Below are 19,859 nucleotides of genomic sequence, written 5' to 3' on the forward strand. Positions count from 1 at the left end.
CCAGTACTAATTCGCCAGCGCCGTAGCCGGGCGGGGTGGCGGCGTTGCCGGCTGCTCGGCGAGATCGGAGGTCAGGTCGAGGCCGAGATCGGCCAGCCGCACCCGCATCTCCGCGGCGACATATTTGGCGTACTCCGATAGCAAGAGACGGAACGTTCCGCCACTCGTCCACCACGGCTCGTCGCGCCATTTGTCGCCGACCACCGCGAACGGGATCAGTGTGACATCGGGCATCGCATGTGACAGTTCCACGAGCGCCCGCGGCATATGGTAGTTCGAGGTCACCACGATCAGCGACTTGAAGCCGCGCTCGCGCGCCCAGCGCCGCGTCTCCGCCGCATTGCTGCGGGTGTTCACCGCCGAGCGGTCGAGATCGACGCAGCAGCGCATCAGCCCCTGACTGTCCGGAACCGAGCGGGAAATGTCGTGGGCGTCGTTGGTCGGATGCACGCCCGAGATCAACAGGCGCTTGCCGTAGCCGGCGGCGAGCAGCTCCATCGCGTCGGACACCCGCGACGAGCCGCCGGTCAGCACCACGATGCCGTCGGCATTGTGCGGCGGATCGGTCTCGACGCCGCGCAATTGCGAGAGGAAGCCGACAAAACCGACCGCCGCGGCGACGAAGGCAAGCGCCAGCGGCGCGACGATGGCGGCGCGCAGCCAGCCGCGCGGGCGCGCGGCAAGGCCATTCGGCGACGTATCGTCGGACTGCAAACTCATGTGATGCGGTTATCCTTCCCCCGGGGGATTTTAGAGCATGATCCGGAAAAGTGGAAATCGGTTTTCCCCTCCGCCAGGGCCGCGTGCATGCGCGCGAAATCACACCTGGGCGACGAAATGCGGGCGACGAAATGCGATCACGAGGCGGCGCCATGCTTTCGAGTTTTCGCGGCGCCGTCAGTCGATGTCGTCAAGCGTGGCGAACAGGGTGCGCCGCGATGCCCACGCGGTGATCGCCGCGATCAGCACCGCCTGCATCGCCAGCACCAGATAGCCCGACGGACGCAGCGAGAACGTGCCGAGCAGGGCCGCGAACTGGTCGCCCACCGGCGTGCCGGAGAACCAGTTGGCGATCGATTCGGAGAAGCCGAACGCCAGCATCGCCGCACCGCCGCCGATCAGCCCGCCTTGGAGGCCGAGCCGAAGGAAATGCCGCAGGAAGCGGTTGGCGATGAAGCTGTCGCCGGCGCCGACGAAATGCAGCACCTCGACGATCGGGCGGTTGGCGGCCATCGCGCCGCGGGTCGCGAACGACACCGAGATGATGGTGGCGATGATCACGAGGATGAGGATGCCGACGCCGGCGAACATCGTGGCGCCGGTCATCGAGCGCATGCGCTCGATCCAGGCACGGTGATCGTCGACGCTTGCGGTCGGCGCCGCCTGCGTCACCCGCGCGCGCAAGCCGGCGAGATCGAGCGTGGTGCCGGGCTGCACCCGCGCCACGATGACGCGCGGCACCGGCAGTTCTTCGATCGAGAGCCCGCTGCCGAGCCACGGCTCCAGCAGCTTGGCGGATTCCTCCTTGCTGAACGGACGGACCTCGAGAATGCCGGGCTGCGCCCGCATCGCCTCCACCGCCGCCTGCGCGTCGCGATCGAGGTCGCGGCCCGGCGAGGGGCGCACCTGGATGGTGATCTCGCTCGACACTTCCGACTGCCATTCGGCGGCCGACGCGCTGACCAGCAGCACGGTGCCTGTCGTCAGCGAGGCGAGAAAGGTCATGATCGCGACGACCGCGACCAGCGCGCGGCCCGAGATCGAGGCGCGCGGCACGATCGGCGACATGTTGCGCGCGGTGGCCGGGACCTGCGGGCGTTCGCGCCCGAGATCGACCAACGACACTTTCTCGTCGCCGCTCCTATTCATAGATGTGCAGCCGTCCCTGATGCAGCACCAGCCGCCGCGCCTCGTATTGATCCATCAGCGTGATGTCGTGGGTCGCGATGATGACCGCGGTGCCGGATTTGTTGAGCTCGATGAACAGCCGCAGCAGGCGGCGCCCGAGCGTCGGATCGACGCTGCCGGTCGGCTCGTCCGCCAACAGCAGTTGCGGCCGCGAGATCACCGCGCGCGCGATCGCGGCGCGCTGCTTCTCGCCGCCCGACAGGATCGGCGGCAGCGCATCCATGCGCTCGCCGAGGCCGACCCATTTCAAAAGATCGATCACCTCTCGGCGATAGCTCGATTCCTCGCGGCCCATCACGCGGAACGGCAGCGCGACGTTCTCATAGGTGGTCATGTGATCGAGCAGGCGAAAATCCTGCAGCACGATGCCGATCCGCTTGCGCAGGTCGGCGACCTGGTCCTTGCTCAGCAGCGAGACATCCTTGCCGAACAGATTGACCAGCCCGCGGGTCGGCCGCAACGACAGGAACAGGAGTCGCAGCAGCGAGGTCTTGCCCGCGCCCGACGGCCCGGTGAGGAACTGGAACGAGTGCGCCGGGATCATGAACGAGAGGTCGCGCAAAATCTCCGGGCCGAGCCCGTAGCGCAGACCGACATTTTCGAACCGAACCAATGCGCTAGCTCCGTTCGACAGGGCCGATGGCCCAATACCCCACACCGACGGCGAAGACGGCCCGAACTTCGGCCGAGCGTCCGCGAACCGCACAGAAAGCTTGTGCTTCGGTTATGGTTTCCGATTCGTTAACGGTCGCTAAGTAGCATCCGGGCATCCACACGGTGGAGATTCGGCCTCCATGCATATTGTTTGCCCGCATTGTACAACATCCTACGCCATCAATCCGGCCACCTTGGGCGAGGCCGGACGTACCGTCCGTTGTTCCCGCTGCCGGGAGGTCTGGCTGGCCCGGCCGGAGGACGCCATCGGGGCGACCGCGCCCACCCTGGCCTATCAGTCCGCCGGTTCCGATCTCGCCGCCGAATGGGAGGCCATGGGCCGGGAGGAGGCTGACGCGACCCCGGTGGTCGAGAGCCCCTCGATTTCGGCCGATTTGCCCACCGAGGGCAGCGACGCAGCCTTGGAATGGCCGGCGCTGGCCGAGGCGGATGCCGCAGCCCATGCCGACGCCGGGGACGCCGGAACCAGGGGGCGCTTCCGCCTGCCCCGGCTCCCCCGCCTGTTCCGCCTGCCCGCCCTGCCCCGAATTCCGTTCATGCCCGTGATCGGCACCCTGCCGACCACCTGCGGCGCCATGGCCGCGCTGGTCATCGCGCTGTTCGTCTGGCGCAACGATGTGGTGCGGCTGCTGCCGCAGACCGCGCTGTTCTACAAGATGGCCGGGCTCGACGTGAATTTGCGCGGGCTCGCCTTCAAGGATCTCAAGATCACCAACGAGACCGTGGACGGCAAGCCGGTGCTGGTGATCGAGGGCATGATCGTCGGCCAGACCAGGAAGCCGGTCGAATTGCCGCGGCTGCGCTTCTCGGTCCGCGACGCGCAGGGCGCCGAAATCTACGCCTGGAACGCCGTGCTGGAGCAGCCGGTGCTCAATCCCGGCGAGCGGGCCTTCTTCAAGTCGCGCCTCGCCTCGCCGCCGCCCGAAGGCCGCAATATCGACGTACGCTTCTTCAACAAGCGTGATCTCACCGGCAGCCGCGCGTGAGCCGCCGGCCAACTCCATCGGGAACCGACCAATCCCCATGACGCGTGTTCTGATCGCCGACGACGAAGACTCGATGCGCTCGCTGGTGGCGCGCGCCATCGCCATGGACGGCCACGAAACCGTGACCGCGCAGGACGGCGCCGAGGCGCTGGAGGTGCTGACGCGCGACGAAGGCGCGTTCGACCTTCTGCTCACCGACATCCAGATGCCCGTGATGGACGGCATCGCGCTGGCGCTGACCGCGGCGCGCGACTTCCCTGCGTTGAAGATCCTGTTGATGACCGGCTTCGCCCATCAGCGCGAGCGCGCCTCCGGCCTCGAGGCGATCGTGCATGACGTGGTGACGAAACCGTTCTCGGTGGCCGATATCCGCACCGCAGTCGCGGACGCGCTGGCGGCGCGGAAGGCCAGCTAGGGTTACGAGCTCAACTCGGAAAGCATGCCCGGGCGGTCAGCGTCACCGGGGACAGATTGAGAAATTGTGCAAATTGAAATGCATAACTCGCGCTGACCACGTTGCCGCAGGCTGACGTGGAATAGGTGAATGTCTGCGCCGGCAGTGTAAGGCCGAACGCCTGCTGCGCGGCGTAATTCGTGATGGCGCTGCCGCTTGGACAGAGCGTGCTGTTGACGGTCGCGCAACGCGCCGCCATTTCGGTGCCGTGCTGCAGCCCGAGCTGGGTCCAGAACAGCAGTCCGAATTCGATGATGCCAAATATGAACAGGAAGAACACGGGAGCGGTCAGGGCGAATTCCAACGCGGAGGCCCCGCGATTGTCCCGCCATAACGTTGTGAGTTTCACTGCAGCCTCGCAGTGGACTGGGCGCTATAGGTGTATGAGGCCGCCACGATCTGATAATTGATCAGCGTGTAATACGTCCCCTGCGCCGAAACCATGGCATATGTTCCGGCCTGCGCGCCGCTGGGGCAGACCGCGCCGCAACTGACGGTGCTGACCCCCGCGCTCGTCGGGCATCCGCAAAACTGGTACGGCTTGGGCGAAGCGCTGATGGCTGTGGAATTCGTGGCGGCTGTCACGGCGCCGGTAACGCCAGTCTCGTCAAAGCCGCGCACGATGGCGTATTGCGCTCCCGCCTGCGCCGCATTCTCGACCTGCATCTTGCGATAGAGCGCGAGCCCGATGTCGGTCACCGAGACGACCATCAGGGACAGCAACGGGATCATGACGCCGAATTCGATCGCCGCGACGCCGCGTCTGTCGTGAACGGCGGCGCTCACGCGCCGTGTCAGAGAGCAAAGCAACCCGCCGTGGCTCGTGGGTGAGGATTTCTGGATTTGCATCGGGGCCAACCTCATTCGATGAGTTGCGCGGTCTGCGAGCCGATCGTCGCGGTGCCGAGTGCCGAACAATTGACCTGAACGTTCGACGTGCCCGTGAACGTCAATGTATCCGCGATGATCTTGGTGCAGGATGTGCTGGTGCCGTTACCACCACTGAAGCTGAGGTTGACCTTCGGCAGGTAGATGGCGCCGCCGAAGTTCTGGGTGCCGCCACCCGTGAGATTAAAGGCAGTCCCGGCCGGCATGTTGCGGTCGCCATACATGACGATGCCCTTCGTGGAGCCCGAGGTCGGCGCCGTCAGATCGATGATCGCGTTGCTGCCGATCGAAGCCGTGCCCCACTTGCTTCCCGAGCCGGTGAAGACCAGGGTGACGCCGCTGCCCGTGATCGTGGCGTTCCCGGAGACGCTCAGATTGGCGCCGTCCAGATAATAGATGCCCGGATCGAGGTTCAGCGTTGCGCCGGCATTCACCGTAATGCTGCCCGAGTAGCAGCCGGGACTGAGCGAGTTCGTCTTTCCGTTGGAATTGACCGTGATCTTGGCGTTCGAACAGCTCGGCTTCGATGGCGGAGAGACGTTCGCATACGGGTCGGCCATCGGCTGCATGTGCGTTTTGACACCGTTGGTGGCGGTGATGTTGCTCGTGCCGGAGACGTCGCCGACGACGCCGACCTGATTCGCGGAGACGGTCGCGCTGCCGGCGACGTTGAGCGATGGGCTTGCACCCGAGTTGCTGTAAAGGTTGCACTTGATCAGGTTGAGCTGGTTGCCGCCGCTCACGTTGACCGCAGGACTGGCGCTGGCGTTGAGCGCAAGCACGCAGCCCGTCCCGGAATTCGGCAGGGCGACCGCGCGCGCGGTGACCGGCACGGGGGCCGAGCCGAAGAGGGCCGACAACAACCGCTGTTGCGGTTGGCTCACGATGACTTCGATCGCCTGCAGGTTCGACGTATGAGTGCCGGTTTTCGGCGGTTGATTGACCGTGACCGTGACGTTGTTCGCCCCGTTCGCGTAACCGTAGTTTGCCGTGACCGCATTGGCTTCGGACAAGAGGTCGGCGCCTGCACTTGCGGCCGTTGCGGCGCTTACCGCGCCGGAGTCGGCGGCACTCTGCATGTTCTTATGTTTGTAGTACCACCATCCCACTTCGGTACCGAGCCCTGCCGTGCCGACCAGGACCGGCATGAGCAGCGCTGAAATAATGACATAGCTGCCCGACTGGTCTCGAACAAAGTGTCGAAACAGGCTGGTCTTCCGTTGGTGCCGGCGAGTAATACCCAATGGCCGACTTGACGATGCAATGAATAAACGGCTGTGCCTCATGTGCTCTCCTGAGACGCTTGCCAATTTTCCGGAGTACGGTGACGCAAGCGACTTAAATGCGCGCCAACGGGAACCCTGCAATTTTAATGAAATTGTGCGAAACCGGCGGACGGCCCGCGGACCCCATCGCACCGATTGGAACGCGAGGTGCGTCGCCCGCGGAAGCTGACGTCTGCCGGCTTACAGCCGTCGTGCAGATCTCGCGTCATGCCCGCGAAAGCGCGGCATCCAGGTTGCAACGGCCGTTCGATTCAAGCGCTGATGTCTCTTGAATGCCGTTACCCGCTTTCGCGGCTGACGACAGTCGAGGTCGAGGCGCAGGCCTCAATAGTCCTTGAGCAGGCGCTCGATGTAGTCGAGCTCGATCTGCGGCCGCGACGGATCGGCGAGGCGGCGGCGCAGCTCTTCGAGGATGCGGCGGACGCGCTGCACGTCGATCTCGCCGGGGATCTTCACCGTGTAGTCGTCGCCGAATTCGCGGCCATGCAACGGACGGCCGAGCGGGTCGGTCTGGTTGCCGCCGCTCTGCTGGCGGCCGGCGCGGTTGCCGGGGCTGTCGCCCGGCTGGTCGCCATCGCCCTGCTGCATCGCGTCGGCGAGGCTCTGGGCGCCCTTGCGCAGCGCATCCAGCGCACGGCCCTGCGAATCCACCGCGCCGTCGGCATTGCCCTCGCCGAGCCGCCCGGACGCATCGCCCATTGCGGAATCGGCCTGGTCGAGCCCATCATCGCCGTCATCGCCCTGGTCGCCGCCTTGATCGCCCTGCTGCGCCTGGTCGCCCTTCTGACCCTGACCTTTCTGGCCCTTCTGGCCGCGCTGGTCCGGTCCCATGCCGCGCTTGGCGAGCTCTTCCTGCAGCTTCTTCAGGCGGTCGCGCAGCGCCTGCTGGTCCTGCTGCAGGTCGCCCATCGACTGCTCGCCCTGCTTGCCGCGCATGCGGTCGCGGCGGGAATCCTGGCCCTGCTTGAAGGTCTTGTCGCGCAATTGCTGCTGCTTGCGGATCATGTCGCCGAGTTCGTTGAGCGACTGCTGCATGTCGTCGTCGCCCTGATTGGGCTGCGCCATCTGCAGGTTTTCCAGCATCTGCTGCATCTGCTCGAGCAGCTGCCGCGCCGCATCCTTGTCGCCGGAGCGCGACAGCCGCTCCATGCGATCGAGCATGTTCTTGAGATCCTGCTGGCTCAGCACCTTGGCATTGGGATCGAGCGGCCGGGCGAGCTGCTGCGGATTGTTGCGGAACTGCTCGACCATCTGGCGCAGGAAATTGTCCAGTGCCGCGCGCAGATTGTCGGTGAGCTTCTTGATCTCCTCGTCGGTCGCGCCGCGCTCCAGCGCCTGCTTGAGCGCGTCCTGCGCCGCGCGCAGCGCTTTGTCGACGTCGGAGATGTTGCCGTCCTCGATGGTGACGGCGAGCGACCACAGGCTGGCGACGACCTCGCGCAATTGGTCGTCGGTGCGCGCCGCCTCGAGCTGCCGGCTCACGGTGTGAAGGCCGAGATAGTGGCCTGTCTCCGGCATGAACATTTCGGGCGCGATCATCAGCGCCTCGAGCGCGGCGAACACCTGGCCGTTCTGGTTGGCGTCGAGCGCCAGGATACGACGCTGCTCGATCAGCGCGCGCGCCAGCGGCTTGGTGAACAGGCGCTCCGGCAGCCGCATGTTGAACGGCTCGCTCTTGCCTTCATTGCCGGCCTCGTCCTTGGCCGTCAGCGTCAAGGTCACGTCGGCGCCGGCATAGGGATCCTCACTGAGGTCCTTCACGGTCTGGCCGACGCCGTTGCGGGTACGCGCGTTCGGCAGCACCAGCGCGAATTGCGGCGGCTCGAACAGCGGCCGCGGCTGCGCCGCCTTGCCGTCGGCATCCTTCTTGCCGTCAGCCTCCTTCGGCGCATCGGTCGGCCGCGCCGCGAACTGCGCGCGCGCTTCGCTGACGCCGTAATCGTCCTCGAGCCGGTAGGACATCTGCAGCGCGCCGCGTGCCTGCCGCTCCGGATCCTTGGCGAGCGCAATCGACGGCGGGCGGTCCGGCGTCGCGGTGAATTTCCACTGCGGCTGGCCGGCCGGCGCACGGACATGCGCGGTGCCGTCGCCGGTGATCTTGAAATGCCGCTCGTTGGTACCCTTGGGCGCCTGCCCGTCCGGCGCGACCTCGGTGACGCCGCCACCGACGACGACGTCGATGCTGCCGCCGCTGGAGCGCACCAGGAGCGTGCTGCCGGCCGGAACCGCGAGCGGGGTGGTGTCGGCCGCGTTGGCGTCCTTGTTGGCGTTCGACAGGATGATCGGCGGCTTGCCAGTGTAGCTGGGCGGCGTCACCCAGGCATCGACCCGGACATTGGCCGGCGCCATGATGCCGTTCCAGTCGAATGCGGAAGCGACCCGCAGGCCGCGCTCGTCGCCGGCGGCGACATAGCTCGCGACCAGCATCACGATGACCAGCGCGCGCAGCGCCCAGGGGTCGTGCAGCGAGACGCGCGGCCGCGGCAACCCGGCGCGGATGCGCTTGATCGAGGCCAGCGTGCGCTCGCGCTGCGCCTGCCACAGCGCAAGCGCAAAGGGGTCCTTGTTGGTGAGCGTGTCGGAGAGCGTGGTCGCCGGGCGATGGCGGATGCCGGCGCCGCGGTCGAGCCGGCTCAGGCCCTCCTCGCGGCTCGGCCAGCGGAAGCGCACCAGCGGCGACAGCGCCGCGAGCGCGGCAATCGCGAACAGGCCGGCGCCGGCCACGCGTGCGACAAACGGCAGCACCAGCCACAGGCCGGCCCAGGACGCGACCAGGAACAATCCTGCGACCGTCAGGAACCGCGCCAGATGCGGCCAGGCCCGTTCCCACGCAATCGCGAACCTTGCCCGCTGCAGAGCCTCTGTCAGTTTCAGCCGCGCGACCGCATCGCTGTCGCGGACGGCGCGTGACGGGTCAGAGGGATCGATGTTGGCTCCGCTCAATAAAATCTCCGGGGTAGCCGGCAGGTCAGCCTAGCACGGCGGCGGCTTTGAGGCACCCGTTCCAAGGCGTAACCCACACCGGGAAATACGCATAACACGAAGGCGTGACTGCGGCGGTGCGACCCCGTAACGTCCCGGCCGAACCATCGCATTAACGCATGAGGAACGCGATATGGACCAAAAAACGCACGACAAGGGGCTCGAAATCCGCAAGGCGGTGCTGGGCGAAGCCTATGTCAACAATGCGCTGAAGAATTCGGACAGCTTCAACAAGCCATTCCAGGAACTCGTCACCGAATATTGCTGGGGCGCGGTCTGGGGCCGCGAGGAATTGCCGCGCAAGACCCGCAGCATGCTCAACCTCGCGATGATCTCGATCCTGAACCGGCCGCACGAATTGAAGGCCCACATCAAGGGCGCGCTGACCAACGGCGTGTCCCGCGACGAGATCCGCGAGATCTTCATGCAGGTCTCGATCTATGCCGGCATCCCGGCCGGGGTCGACAGCTTCCGCATCGCGCGCGAGGTGTTCGCCGAACTCGACAAGGCGTGAGGCGCTGTGGCCTCCGCATCGTCGTCCCGGCGAAAGCCGGGACGACATTGAATGAGGGGCGCGCACTCCGCACATAACGACCTAGAGGAAACGACTCATGGAAATCGGATTCATCGGCCTCGGGAAGATGGGCTTCCCGATGGCGCGCCGGCTGATCGAGGCCGGCCACAAGCTCACCGTGTTCGACACCAGCAAGGACGCGCTCGGCAAACTGGTTGCGCTCGGCGCGGTGGCCGCAACCTCGCCCAAGGACATCGCCGACCGCGTCGAGACCGTGATGGCGAGCCTGCCTTCGCTGCAGGCTTCGCTCGAGGTCGCGACCGGCGCGGGCGGCGTGATCGAGGGCACGCGCGTCAAACGCTTCATCGACCTCTCCACCGTCGGCTCGCAGATGGCGGTGAAGATCAACGATCTGCTGGCCAAGAAGAACATCGTGCAGATCGACAGCCCGGTCTCCGGCGGCGTCTCCGGCGCCGAGAAGGGCACGCTCGCGGTGATGGTGTCGGGCCCGCGGGCCGACTTCGAACTGGTGAAGGGCGCGCTCGACGTCATCGGCAAGGTGTTCTTCATCGGCACCAAGCCGGGCTCCGGCCAGACCATGAAGCTCGCCAACAACTTCCTGTCGGCGACCGCGATGGTGGCGACCTCGGAGGCGGTTGTGATGGGCGTGAAGTCCGGGCTCGATCCGGCCGTGATGATCGACGTCATCAATGCCGGCTCCGGGCTGAACACTGCAAGCCGCGACAAGTTTCCGCGCTCGGTGTTGCCGCGCAGCTTCGACTTCGGCTTCGCTACCGGGCTGATGGTGAAGGACGTGCGGCTTGCGGTCGAGGAAATGCGTTCGCTCGGGCTTTCGATGGAAGTCGCCGAAGCGGTCGGCCGGCTCTGGGAAGTCATCATCCGCGACGAGGGACCGGATTCGGACTTCACCGCCGCGATCAAGCCGATCGAGAAGGCGGCGGGCGTGATCGTCGGCGGCGGCAAGGGCGGCGCGCACGCTGCGAAGTAAAGGTTCTCGACAAAGTGAACGCCGTCGTCCCGGGCAAGCGAAGCGCGACCCGGGACCCATAACCACAGGACTTCGTGGTTAGCTGAGCTGGGGCCCCAGCTCAGTACAACAATCAAGCGCGGTGGTTGATGGTGTGGACGGCCCCCTACGGCATCAGTGTGCCAGAATGAGGTTGTCTAGATCTCATACATGGGAGCCGTCCGTGAACCAGATTATCCGCATTGGGATTGATACGTCGAAATATATTTTTGTGCTGCATGGGGTTGATGCGGCGGAGCAGGTGGTGCTGCGCAAGAAGCTGTCGCGCAAACAGGTGCTGGAGTTCTTCGCCAAATTGCCGCCGACCGTGATCGGGATGGAGGCCTGCGGGGCTTCGCAACATTGGGCGCGGGAGCTTTCCAAGCTCGGTCACGAAGTGAAGCTGATGGCACCGCAATTGGTTAAACCCTACGTGATGCGGAACAAGAATGACGGGCGGGATGCAGAAGGTCTGTGTGAGGCGATGAGCCGGCGGAGCATGCGCTTCGTGCCGGTGAAGACGGCCGAGCAGCAGGCTGCGCTGATGCTGATGGGTGTCCGCGACGGATTGATCGTCCGGCGCACCCAGCTGACCAATACGATCCGCGGCCATGCGGCGGAGTATGGCCTGATCGCACCCAAAGGACTGGACGCGATCGAGCCACTGCTGGCGCGGATTGCGCAGGACGAGACGCTTCCCACCCTGGCGCGCGAGCTGTTTGTGGTGCTGGGCCGGGAGCGCGCCAGGCTCGAGGGTGAGTTGAAGGCGGTTGAGGCCAAGCTGATGGCTTGGCACCGCGGCGATGCCACGGGCCGGCGCCTGGCTGAGATCCCCTCGGTCGGTCCGATCGTTGCAACCGCGCTGGTGATGAAGACACCTGATCCGCACGCGTTCCGTTCTGGTCGTCATTTTGCGGCCTGGCTGGGATTGACACCCAAGGACCACTCTACCGCCGGCAGGACCAGGCTTGGCAAGATCACGCGGGCGGGCGATGAGGACCTGCGCCGTCTGCTGGTCATCGGGGCCACAGCGGTGATCCAGCAGGCCAGGCGGGGACGCGGTCATCACTCGCGCTGGCTGCTGGCCCTGATCCAGCGCAAGCCGCCGAAGCTTGCGGCCGTGGCGCTTGCCAACAAAGTAGCCCGTATCGCCTGGAAGTTGATGGCGACGGGCGAGAGTTACGAGGCGGCACGGATCAAGCCCATGACAGCCGCCGCCTAATCGATTGGCCGGCCGGCGGGCTCGCTCGTCAGCCGACCCGGAGCTGCAAGAGCAGATGGAGCGATCGATCGAGCAACGATGCGAGACAGTCCGCAGGACCCATCGGCCGTCAAAAGGCCGCGTGGTTGTTTGGAACTCGCATCGCGCAAACCATCTTGGCCAGCGATCCATTCGATCGCACCCAACAGGCCGGACATATGGATGCCAGCGATCCGATCTCACCAAACAGCTCTTGTGCCACGGGGGCCGTCCACATATGGGTCCTGGCCTTCGCCAGGAAGACACCATTGATGCGGCACGCCAGTGCCTCACAGCCACGGCGCGGGCTTGTCCATCGCGATCAGGGCGTCGACGTCGATGCGCGGGCGGACCACGGCGTACTGGTCGTCCTTGACCAGCACTTCGGGCACCAGAGGCCGCGTGTTGTAGGTGCCGGACTGCACCGCGCCGTAGGCGCCGGCAGTCATGATCGCCAGCAGATCGCCGGCCTTCGGCTGCGGCAGCGAGCGGTCGAGCGCGAGGTAATCGCCGGTCTCGCAGACCGGGCCGACCACGTCGGCGATCATGGTCGGGGTGCCGGGCGCAGGCTGGCGCACCGGCAGAATATCGTGATGCGCCTCATACAGCGTCGGCCGGATCAGGTCGTTCATCGCGGCATCGATGATGACGAAGTTCTTGGCATCGCCCGGCTTCACATGGATCACGCGGGTGACGAGGATGCCGGCATTGCCGACGATCATGCGGCCCGGCTCGAACATCAGCGTGCAGCCGAGATTGTGCGTGACGCGCTTGACCATCGCGGCATAGGCGTCCGGCGCCGGCGGCGCGGCGCGATCCATGTAATAGGGAATGCCGAGGCCGCCGCCGAAATCGATATGCGAGATGTCGTGGCCGTCGGCGCGCAGCGTCTGCACGAATTCGGCGAGCAGGCGGAAAGCGACCTCCAGCGGCCCGAGATCGGTGATCTGACTGCCGATATGCACATCGGTGCCGGTGACCTTGATGCCCGGCAGCTTTGCCGCGCGGGCATAGACCTCGCGGGCGCGGGCGATCGGAATGCCGAACTTGTTCTCGGACTTGCCGGTCGAAATCTTGGCATGGGTGCCGGCATCGACATCGGGATTGACCCGCACCGAGATGTGGGCCGTCTTCTTCATCTCGACCGCGAGACGCGACAGCATCTCGAGCTCCGGCTCGGACTCGATATTGATGCAGAGGATGTCGGTGGCAAGCGCGGCGCGCAGCTCGCCCTCGGTCTTGCCGACGCCGGAGAACACGATCTTCGAGGGCGGAATCCCGGCCGCCAGCGCCCGCTTCAGTTCGCCACCCGACACCACGTCGGCGCCAGCGCCGAGCTTGGCCAGGGTGCGGAGCACCGACTGATTGGAGTTCGCCTTCATGGCGTAGCAGACCAGCGCCTTCTCGCCGGCGAAGGCTTCGGTGAAGACGCGGTAGTGGCGCTCCAGCGTCGCGGTCGAATAGCAATAGAACGGCGTGCCGACGGCCTGCGCCAGCTCAATGAGATTGACCGCCTCGGCATGCAGCACGCCGTCGCGATAGTCGAAATGGTTCATGACACGCTAGATTGTTTGAGCATGATCTCCGCGCAAACGCCTTCCGCGTTTGTCGCGAGGAAAAACCGGTTTCCACTTTTCCGGATCATGCTCCAGATACTAATTGCCGAGCAGCGGATCGAGGATGAAGGGCCGTTTATTGCCTCGCGGCGCGGCCGGCGCGGCATCCGAGCCATAGGTCGGATTGAACACGCTGGGCTGTGCCGCCCGCTCGCTCTCGGTGTCGCTCGGTGCCGCGCCCGGCGCGACGTTCGCGGTCGGCGGCAGGTCGAGCGGTCCCTTGCGGCCGCAGCCGCCGAGCGCCAGTGCTGATACGCCCAGCACAATGATGGCCCATCCCGAGGGGGGCAGGCGGTTCTTGCTAATCACGACGAATTCCCCAATTCGGGCGGCACCATACAAACATTGGCGTGCTCTGGCGAGAGGCGGAGCGCCATGAAATCACGGCCAAATTTTCCCGTTCAGCCCAATTTTCGCTCTTTTTCCAGCCGCTTGGCCCAGGCCTTGGCCTGCGCCATCACATTCTTTGGCGCCGTGCCGCCGAACGAGGTCCGGCTCTGCACCGAGGATTCGACGCTGAGCACCTTCAGCGCATCGGCCGTGATCTTCGGCTCCACCTCCTGCATGGCCTTGAGCGGCAGCTCGTGCAGCGCCACGCCCTGCTTCGAGGCCAGGCCGACGATGCGCCCGGTGACGTGGTGGGCGTCGCGGAACGGCATTTTCAGGGTGCGCACCAGCCAGTCGGCAAGATCGGTCGCGGTGGCGTAGCCCTCGCCGGCGGCGGCCTTCATCTTCGCCTCGTCCGGCACCAGGTCCTCGACCATGCCGGTCATGGCTCGGATCGCGAGCGAGAGCGCCTCGAAGGCCTCCATCGCGCCCTGCTTGTCCTCCTGCATGTCCTTTTGATAGGCGAGCGGCAGGCCCTTCATCACGATCAGGAGCGCCGTCAGCGCGCCGATCACGCGGCCGGTCTTGGCACGCACCAGTTCGGCAGCGTCCGGATTGCGCTTCTGCGGCATGATCGACGAGCCGGTGGTGAACTTGTCGCTGAGCTTGACGAGGCCGACCAAGGGCGAGGTCCAGATCACGATTTCCTCGGCAAAGCGCGACATGTGCACGGCGCAGATCGCGGCCGCCGACAGCGTCTCCAGCACGAAATCGCGGTCGGACACCGCGTCGAGCGAATTGGCCATCGGACGGTCGAAGCCGAGCGCCTTGGCGGTCGCGGCGCGGTCGATCGGAAACGAGGTGCCGGCGAGCGCGGCCGCTCCGAGCGGCGATTCGTTCAGCCGCTTGCGCGCGTCGGCAAAGCGGCCGCGGTCGCGGCCGGCCATCTCGACATAGGCCAGGAGATGATGACCGAAGGTCACGGGCTGCGCGGTCTGCAGATGGGTGAAGCCCGGCATCACCGTGCCGGCATGCTCCAGCGCGCGGGCGACCAGCGCCTGCTGGAACGCGGCCAGCGCCGCATTGGTCTCATCAATGGTGTCGCGGACATAGAGCCGGAAATCGGTCGCGACCTGGTCGTTGCGCGAGCGCGCGGTGTGCAGCCGGCCCGCCGCGGGCCCGATCAATTCGGACAACCGCGACTCGACATTCATATGAATGTCCTCGAGCGCGCGCTTGAAATCGAAATCGCCCTTACCGATCTCTGACAAAATCGTGTCTAGACCTTTGCCGATATTTTTCGCATCAGCTGACGTGATGATGCCCTGCGCGGCGAGCATCGCGGCGTGGGCCTTGGACGCGGCAATGTCCTGGGCATAAAGGTGACGGTCGACGTCGATGGAGACGTTGATTTCCTCCATGATCGCGTCGGGACGTTCCGAGAACCGGCCGCCCCACATCTTGTTGCTCATGACATCTCGCTCACGAATTCGTATTTCAGCCTTGCGGTTTCATGGCCGGAGGCGGCGAAACAGCACCGCAGTTCCGGTCGTATTCCCGGCACTGCTTAGCCACATCTGACCCAGGATGACAAACGATATGCCCGAGACGACCCCACCCAACCCGACCGCCAGGCCGACCGCCAAGTGGCGTATCCCGCTGGTGATTGGCGCCGTGCTGGCCGGGGCCGTGATCGGCTATGTCGGGGTCTCCGGCCTCAAGCATCCCGCGGGCGGCGATATCGCCTGCAACAGCGCGGTGGCTCTGGCGAAGAAGATCGCTCCGCTCGCCCATGGCGAGGTCGCGGCGCTGACCATGGCAACCACTCCCTTGAGGCTGCCCGACCTGACCTTCGAGGACGCCAACGGCCAGCCGAAGAAGCTCTCGGACTGGCGCGGCAAGACCGTGCTGGTCAATTTGTGGGCGACCTGGTGCGTGCCCTGCCGCAAGGAAATGCCGGCGCTCGACAGCCTGCAGACCAAGCTCGGCGGCAAGGATTTCGAGGTGGTCGCGATCAACATCGACACCCGCGACCCGGACAAGCCGAAAAACTTCCTGAAAGAGGCCAATCTGACCAATCTCGGCTATTTTTCGGATCAGAAAGCCAAGGTTTTTCAGGATCTTAAGAACATAGGCAAGGCGCTGGGCATGCCGACCTCGGTGTTGGTCGACGGCAACGGCTGCGAAATCGCCAATATCGCCGGTCCCGCCGAATGGGCGAGCGACGACGCGATCAAGCTGGTGAAGGCCGCGCTACAGCCGGCCGCAGCCGGGTTCTGATCAGGCGACGCCGTTGAGGTTGTCGCCGATGCCGGGCGACAAATTCGCGGTGGAAGGCGTGCCGAGCAGGGTCTGAACCGCGAACTTCTCGGCGTCGAGGTTCTGCTTGGTCACGCGGGTTGCGATCTCACCCTGCAGATTGCCCTGCTGCATCGACAGGATGCTGGTGACCATGCTCATCATGTCCATACGCGGCACTCCCAAAACTGGGGTTTGAGGTAACGCGCGAAAGTTAATGCTTGGGTAATCGATGGCCGCGTCAGGCTGACGCATCGGCCTCGACGCTCCCGCCAGCTCGATGATCCGCGTCTCAGGCCGCGTTCGCCGCGAAGGCCGCGCCGAGGGTGCGCAGCGCCTGCCGTGTCCGCGCGTCAGACAGCCTTGAGTGCAGCACCACGTCGCGGGACGGCAGCGGCGGCAGGCCAAGCCGCGGCCCGAGGTCGACGGTATCGGCCGGCGCCACGCGCCGCGCCAGCGCCGCGACCGCAAGGCCTGCGGAGAGCGCGGCTCCGATCGTCGACAGCCCGCCGCCGACGAACGCCTCCGTCCAGGCGATGCCGGCGGCGTCGAGAACCTCGACCGCCATGGCCCGCACGCTGCACGGCTCGGCTTGCGTGGCGAGGCGCAACGGCTCGCCCGGCCGATGGTGAAAATCAGGCGCGGCCATCCAGCCGAACGATTCCTCGAACAGCACGTCGCCATCGCGACGCTTGGCGTCGTGGCGAAGCACGATCGCAGCATCGAGCTTGCCGTCGTCGAATGCGCTGAGCACCGAACGCGACGTATCGACGTGCAGCTGAATCACCAGCCCGGGATCGGTGGTGTTCATCCGCTTCAACAGCGAGGCGAGCTCCGATCCGACGATGTGGTGGCTGATGCCGACGACCAATCGCCGATGCTCGACGGCAAACGAGCCGATCGCCGATTGATGCGCGGCCACCAGATTGCGCGCGGCGCCGAGGAAGGCGGCACCTTCAGCTGACAGCCGAACCAGCCGCGGCGTTCGCTCCAGCAGCCGCCGGCCGAGGCCGTCTTCCAGACGCCTGATCTTCAGGCTGACCGCGGACTGCGTGGTCTCCATCGCCTGCGCGGCACGCGTGAAGCTGCTGAGATCGGCGACCAGCACAAAGGCCTGCACTGCCTCGATATCGAGTGCTTTCATGGCCATACATTTAAAATAACAATCATTGAAATAATATTCCATATGATTTTTCAATGATCAAGAAGCTCCTAGGTTGGGTCCAACCCGACAGGAGAACCGCCATGGCGCCCGCTTCAGCCATCCTATCCGTCTCGCCATCCGTCCTGCCATCCCTCTCGCCGCGGATGAGGGGCATCAAGGCATCGCCCGCGTCGGTGCTGCGGCGCCGTGCCCGCGAACTGCGCGCGGCCGGGCGCGACATCATCGAACTGTCGTCGGGCAATCTGGATTTCCCGACGCCGGATCACGTGATCGCGGCGGCGCATCAAGCGGCATTGCGCGGCGAAACCCGCTACACCGATGTCGACGGCACGCCGGAGCTGAAGCGGGCGGTGCGGGCCGCGCTGCTGCGCGACCATCATCTCGACTACGGGCTGGACGAGATCGTCATTACCAACGGCTCAACCCAGGCGCTGTTCAACGCACTTCTGGCGACGCTGGCGCCTGACGACGAGGTGATCATCCCCGCACCCTATTGGGCGCCCTATCTCGATCAGGTGCGGCTTGCCGGCGCGGCGCCGGTGGTGGTGCCGTGCGCACAGAACAACGGCTTCAAACTGCGCGCAGAGGATTTGCAGGCGGCGATTTCAGCGCGAACCCGCTGGATCATCGTCAACAATCCGGTCAACCCGTCCGGCGCGCTGTATTCGCGTGAGGATCTGTCCGAGATCGCCGCGGTCCTGCTGCGGCATCCGGACATCTGGGTGCTGGCCGACGGGCTCTACGAGCACATCGTGTTCAACGGCGCGCCCGCGCCGACGCTTGCGGAAATCGAGCCGCGCCTCAAGCCGCGGACGCTGACCGTCAGCGGCCTCGCCAAGACTTATGCCATGATGGGGTGGCGCATCGGCTATGCCGCCGGACCCGCGACGCTGATCCGCGAGATGATCACCATCCAGTCGCAGACCACGTCCGGCGCGTCGACGATCAGCCAGGCGGCGGCGGTTGCCGCGCTCGACGGCGCGCAGGATGTGCTGCTTGAGCGCGCCGCCATCCTTCGCGCCAAGCGTGACCGCTTTGCCGATCTGCTGAACGAATGCGCCGGGCTGACCTGCACGCCGCCGGAAGGCACGTTCTATCTGCTGGTCGCCTGCGCCGGCGTGATCGGCAAGTGCGCGCCCGACGGCAGAGTGATCCGGACCGACCGCGATTTCTCGGCCTATCTGCTCGAGGCGGCCGATGTGGCGGTGTTTCCCGGCGAGGATCTCGGGCTGTCGCCCTATATCCGCCTCAGCTTCGCCAACCCGTCATCGACCATCGAGGAGGCCGCAAGGCGGCTGAAGCGCGCCTGCGCGGCGCTGCAATGACGCCTCACGCACAGAGCCAGCGCCTCGCACTGGCGGCGCATCTGTTCGGACTTGGAACGGGTGTGACGATGATTATCGGTCTGGTGCCCGCGGCGCTTGCGCTGCTGCGGGCACTGACCTGAAGGCGCGATGGATTACCGCGTCGGGATCGGCTTGTCGCCGCGATAGTCGTAGAAGCCGCGCTGGCTCTTGCGTCCGAGCCAACCGGCCTCGACATACTTCACCAGCAGCGGGCACGGCCGGTACTTGGAGTCGGCCAGCCCCTCGTGCAGCACCTGCATGATCGACAGGCAGGTGTCGAGGCCGATGAAATCGGCGAGCTCGAGCGGGCCCATCGGATGGTGCGCGCCGAGCTTCATCGCGGCATCGATCGCCTCGACGTTGCCGACGCCTTCATACAGCGTGTAGATCGCCTCGTTGATCATCGGCAACAGAATGCGGTTGACGATGAAGGCGGGGAAATCCTCCGACACCGCGACCTGCTTGCCGAGCTTGGCGACGAACGCCTTGGCGGTGTCGAAGGTCATGTCGTCGGTGGCGATGCCGCGGATCAGCTCGACCAGTTCCATCGCCGGCACCGGATTCATGAAATGAATGCCGATGAATTTCTCCGGGCGGTCGGTCGAGGCGGCGAGCCTTGTGATCGAGATCGACGACGAGTTGGTCGCGACGATCGCCTCGGCCTTCAGCACCGCGCAGACCTCGTGGAAGATCTTGCGCTTGGTCTCTTCCTTCTCGATCGCGGTCTCGATCACGAGATCGCAATCGGCGAGCGCGTCGAGCGACTCGGCGGAGGTGATGCGGTCGAGCGCCTGCTTGCGCTCGGTCTCGCTGATCGCCTTCTTGGCGACCTGGCGGGTCAGATTGCCGTTGATGGTCGCCAGCGCCGACTTCAGCCGGTCGCCGGACACGTCGTTGAGCACCACGTCGAAGCCGGCCAGCGCCGCCACATGGGCAATGCCATTGCCCATCTGACCCGAACCGATCACGCCGACCTTTTTGATTGCCACCGTCATCTTGTCATCCACCGGAACGGCGCGCACATCGCGCCTGCCCAATTCCAACGATACCCGAAGCGAAGCCTTCCGGGTTGCCCAATCCGCCGGAAAACGTTTCCCGGGACCATGATGTGATTACAGGTAATCGCACCCGGATCCCATTTCCCCCT

General features: G+C 65.5%; 21 protein-coding genes. 8 read left to right on the forward strand and 13 right to left on the reverse strand.

The window, feature by feature from the left end; all coding sequences use genetic code 11:
* Positions 1-6: 6 nt before the first annotated feature.
* The 3 genes from ACE10X_RS39805 to ftsE form a co-directional block, all read right to left on the reverse strand.
* A complete protein-coding gene (locus ACE10X_RS39805) occupies positions 7-720 on the reverse strand; it encodes a YdcF family protein (protein WP_028340386.1) in 714 nt (237 codons plus the stop codon).
* A 177-nt stretch (positions 721-897) separates the two neighbouring features.
* Entirely contained in the window at positions 898-1,869 is a 972-nt protein-coding gene (locus ACE10X_RS39810) for an ABC transporter permease (RefSeq protein ID WP_038385318.1), read from the reverse strand.
* The gene (gene ftsE, locus ACE10X_RS39815) at positions 1,862-2,521 is read right to left on the reverse strand and encodes a cell division ATP-binding protein FtsE (protein ID WP_016845305.1); all 660 of its coding nucleotides are present in this window, start codon (positions 2,519-2,521) and stop codon (positions 1,862-1,864) included. Before ftsE ends, ACE10X_RS39810 begins: the two co-directional genes overlap by 8 nt.
* 181 nt (positions 2,522-2,702) lie before the next feature.
* Between ftsE and ACE10X_RS39820 the strand changes: the two genes are divergently transcribed.
* Positions 2,703-3,569: an MJ0042-type zinc finger domain-containing protein gene (locus tag ACE10X_RS39820; RefSeq protein ID WP_038385319.1), complete on the forward strand. Its 867-nt coding sequence runs from the start codon at positions 2,703-2,705 to the stop codon at positions 3,567-3,569.
* Positions 3,570-3,606: 37 nt separating this feature from the next.
* Positions 3,607-3,984 carry a response regulator gene (locus ACE10X_RS39825; RefSeq protein WP_028340383.1) on the forward strand — a complete coding sequence of 126 codons (378 nt, stop codon included), beginning with the start codon at positions 3,607-3,609 and terminating at the stop codon, positions 3,982-3,984.
* A 10-nt stretch (positions 3,985-3,994) separates the two neighbouring features.
* Here the strand turns inward: ACE10X_RS39825 and ACE10X_RS39830 are convergent, their stop codons facing one another.
* From ACE10X_RS39830 to ACE10X_RS39845, 4 genes are all read right to left on the reverse strand, one after another.
* Positions 3,995-4,303, reverse strand: a complete 309-nt coding sequence (locus tag ACE10X_RS39830; protein ID WP_016845301.1) for a TadE/TadG family type IV pilus assembly protein — start codon at positions 4,301-4,303, stop codon at positions 3,995-3,997.
* A 65-nt stretch (positions 4,304-4,368) separates the two neighbouring features.
* Positions 4,369-4,809 carry a TadE/TadG family type IV pilus assembly protein gene (locus ACE10X_RS39835; protein ID WP_038385320.1) on the reverse strand — a complete coding sequence of 147 codons (441 nt, stop codon included), beginning with the start codon at positions 4,807-4,809 and terminating at the stop codon, positions 4,369-4,371.
* Between the two features lie 74 nt (positions 4,810-4,883).
* The gene (locus ACE10X_RS39840; RefSeq protein WP_244435824.1) at positions 4,884-6,197 is read right to left on the reverse strand and encodes a TadE/TadG family type IV pilus assembly protein; all 1,314 of its coding nucleotides are present in this window, start codon (positions 6,195-6,197) and stop codon (positions 4,884-4,886) included.
* Positions 6,198-6,521: 324 nt separating this feature from the next.
* Positions 6,522-9,140 carry a TIGR02302 family protein gene (locus ACE10X_RS39845; protein ID WP_038385322.1) on the reverse strand — a complete coding sequence of 873 codons (2,619 nt, stop codon included), beginning with the start codon at positions 9,138-9,140 and terminating at the stop codon, positions 6,522-6,524.
* Positions 9,141-9,312: 172 nt separating this feature from the next.
* On the opposite strand from ACE10X_RS39845, the gene ACE10X_RS39850 reads away from it, so the two are divergent.
* The 3 genes from ACE10X_RS39850 to ACE10X_RS39860 all read left to right on the forward strand — a co-directional run bounded on the left by ACE10X_RS39850 (position 9,313) and on the right by ACE10X_RS39860 (position 11,942).
* Complete coding sequence (locus ACE10X_RS39850; RefSeq protein WP_050629459.1) at positions 9,313-9,693, forward strand: carboxymuconolactone decarboxylase family protein; 381 nt, start codon at positions 9,313-9,315, stop codon at positions 9,691-9,693.
* Between the two features lie 97 nt (positions 9,694-9,790).
* Positions 9,791-10,702, forward strand: a complete 912-nt coding sequence (locus tag ACE10X_RS39855) for an NAD(P)-dependent oxidoreductase (protein WP_038385324.1) — start codon at positions 9,791-9,793, stop codon at positions 10,700-10,702.
* A gap of 202 nt (positions 10,703-10,904) precedes the next feature.
* Positions 10,905-11,942 (forward strand): IS110 family transposase, encoded by a 1,038-nt coding sequence (locus tag ACE10X_RS39860; protein ID WP_038388997.1) that lies wholly within the window; start codon positions 10,905-10,907, stop codon positions 11,940-11,942.
* Between the two features lie 308 nt (positions 11,943-12,250).
* Here the strand turns inward: ACE10X_RS39860 and lysA are convergent, their stop codons facing one another.
* From lysA to argH, 3 genes are all read right to left on the reverse strand, one after another.
* Entirely contained in the window at positions 12,251-13,516 is a 1,266-nt protein-coding gene (lysA, locus tag ACE10X_RS39865; RefSeq protein ID WP_038386688.1) for a diaminopimelate decarboxylase, read from the reverse strand.
* Between the two features lie 99 nt (positions 13,517-13,615).
* Positions 13,616-13,885: a lipoprotein gene (locus ACE10X_RS39870; protein WP_038386687.1), complete on the reverse strand. Its 270-nt coding sequence runs from the start codon at positions 13,883-13,885 to the stop codon at positions 13,616-13,618.
* Between the two features lie 92 nt (positions 13,886-13,977).
* Positions 13,978-15,375 (reverse strand): argininosuccinate lyase, encoded by a 1,398-nt coding sequence (argH, locus tag ACE10X_RS39875; RefSeq protein WP_038386686.1) that lies wholly within the window; start codon positions 15,373-15,375, stop codon positions 13,978-13,980.
* Positions 15,376-15,490: 115 nt separating this feature from the next.
* Between argH and ACE10X_RS39880 the strand changes: the two genes are divergently transcribed.
* On the forward strand, positions 15,491-16,183 hold the full coding sequence (locus ACE10X_RS39880) for a TlpA disulfide reductase family protein (RefSeq protein WP_051003144.1): 693 nt from the start codon (positions 15,491-15,493) through the stop codon (positions 16,181-16,183).
* Here the strand turns inward: ACE10X_RS39880 and ACE10X_RS39885 are convergent, their stop codons facing one another.
* Positions 16,184-16,372, reverse strand: a complete 189-nt coding sequence (locus ACE10X_RS39885; protein ID WP_038386685.1) for a putative motility protein — start codon at positions 16,370-16,372, stop codon at positions 16,184-16,186.
* Between the two features lie 121 nt (positions 16,373-16,493).
* The gene (locus ACE10X_RS39890; protein ID WP_080583463.1) at positions 16,494-17,351 is read right to left on the reverse strand and encodes a LysR substrate-binding domain-containing protein; all 858 of its coding nucleotides are present in this window, start codon (positions 17,349-17,351) and stop codon (positions 16,494-16,496) included.
* Between the two features lie 158 nt (positions 17,352-17,509).
* On the opposite strand from ACE10X_RS39890, the gene ACE10X_RS39895 reads away from it, so the two are divergent.
* Together ACE10X_RS39895 and ACE10X_RS39900 are read left to right on the forward strand one after the other, a co-directional pair.
* On the forward strand, positions 17,510-18,691 hold the full coding sequence (locus tag ACE10X_RS39895; protein ID WP_038386684.1) for a pyridoxal phosphate-dependent aminotransferase: 1,182 nt from the start codon (positions 17,510-17,512) through the stop codon (positions 18,689-18,691).
* The gene (locus ACE10X_RS39900; protein WP_259245020.1) at positions 18,688-18,813 is read left to right on the forward strand and encodes a hypothetical protein; all 126 of its coding nucleotides are present in this window, start codon (positions 18,688-18,690) and stop codon (positions 18,811-18,813) included. The genes ACE10X_RS39895 and ACE10X_RS39900 overlap by 4 nt, the downstream gene beginning before the upstream one ends.
* A 12-nt stretch (positions 18,814-18,825) precedes the next feature.
* Here the strand turns inward: ACE10X_RS39900 and ACE10X_RS39905 are convergent, their stop codons facing one another.
* On the reverse strand, positions 18,826-19,707 hold the full coding sequence (locus ACE10X_RS39905; RefSeq protein ID WP_038386693.1) for a 3-hydroxybutyryl-CoA dehydrogenase: 882 nt from the start codon (positions 19,705-19,707) through the stop codon (positions 18,826-18,828).
* Positions 19,708-19,859: the final 152 nt, after the last annotated feature.

The sequence above is a fragment of the Bradyrhizobium sp. Pha-3 genome, from assembly GCF_042258325.1.
GTDB lineage: Bacteria > Pseudomonadota > Alphaproteobacteria > Rhizobiales > Xanthobacteraceae > Bradyrhizobium > Bradyrhizobium elkanii.

What these genes read in the sequence shown, in the direction of transcription:
- ACE10X_RS39850 (WP_050629459.1), top strand. Translation starts at nt 9,313, where the DNA reads ATGGACCAAAAAACGCACGACAAGGGGCTCGAAATCCGCAAGGCGGTG.
- ACE10X_RS39890 (WP_080583463.1), bottom strand. Translation starts at nt 17,351, where the DNA reads ATGGCCATGAAAGCACTCGATATCGAGGCAGTGCAGGCCTTTGTGCTG.
- ACE10X_RS39840 (WP_244435824.1), bottom strand. Translation starts at nt 6,197, where the DNA reads ATGAGGCACAGCCGTTTATTCATTGCATCGTCAAGTCGGCCATTGGGT.
- ACE10X_RS39825 (WP_028340383.1), top strand. Translation starts at nt 3,607, where the DNA reads ATGACGCGTGTTCTGATCGCCGACGACGAAGACTCGATGCGCTCGCTG.
- ACE10X_RS39900 (WP_259245020.1), top strand. Translation starts at nt 18,688, where the DNA reads ATGACGCCTCACGCACAGAGCCAGCGCCTCGCACTGGCGGCGCATCTG.
- ACE10X_RS39895 (WP_038386684.1), top strand. Translation starts at nt 17,510, where the DNA reads ATGAGGGGCATCAAGGCATCGCCCGCGTCGGTGCTGCGGCGCCGTGCC.
- ACE10X_RS39905 (WP_038386693.1), bottom strand. Translation starts at nt 19,707, where the DNA reads ATGACGGTGGCAATCAAAAAGGTCGGCGTGATCGGTTCGGGTCAGATG.
- ACE10X_RS39805 (WP_028340386.1), bottom strand. Translation starts at nt 720, where the DNA reads ATGAGTTTGCAGTCCGACGATACGTCGCCGAATGGCCTTGCCGCGCGC.
- lysA (WP_038386688.1), bottom strand. Translation starts at nt 13,516, where the DNA reads ATGAACCATTTCGACTATCGCGACGGCGTGCTGCATGCCGAGGCGGTC.
- ACE10X_RS39855 (WP_038385324.1), top strand. Translation starts at nt 9,791, where the DNA reads ATGGAAATCGGATTCATCGGCCTCGGGAAGATGGGCTTCCCGATGGCG.
- ACE10X_RS39880 (WP_051003144.1), top strand. Translation starts at nt 15,491, where the DNA reads ATGACAAACGATATGCCCGAGACGACCCCACCCAACCCGACCGCCAGG.
- argH (WP_038386686.1), bottom strand. Translation starts at nt 15,375, where the DNA reads ATGAGCAACAAGATGTGGGGCGGCCGGTTCTCGGAACGTCCCGACGCG.
- ACE10X_RS39810 (WP_038385318.1), bottom strand. Translation starts at nt 1,869, where the DNA reads ATGAATAGGAGCGGCGACGAGAAAGTGTCGTTGGTCGATCTCGGGCGC.
- ACE10X_RS39885 (WP_038386685.1), bottom strand. Translation starts at nt 16,372, where the DNA reads ATGGACATGATGAGCATGGTCACCAGCATCCTGTCGATGCAGCAGGGC.
- ACE10X_RS39820 (WP_038385319.1), top strand. Translation starts at nt 2,703, where the DNA reads ATGCATATTGTTTGCCCGCATTGTACAACATCCTACGCCATCAATCCG.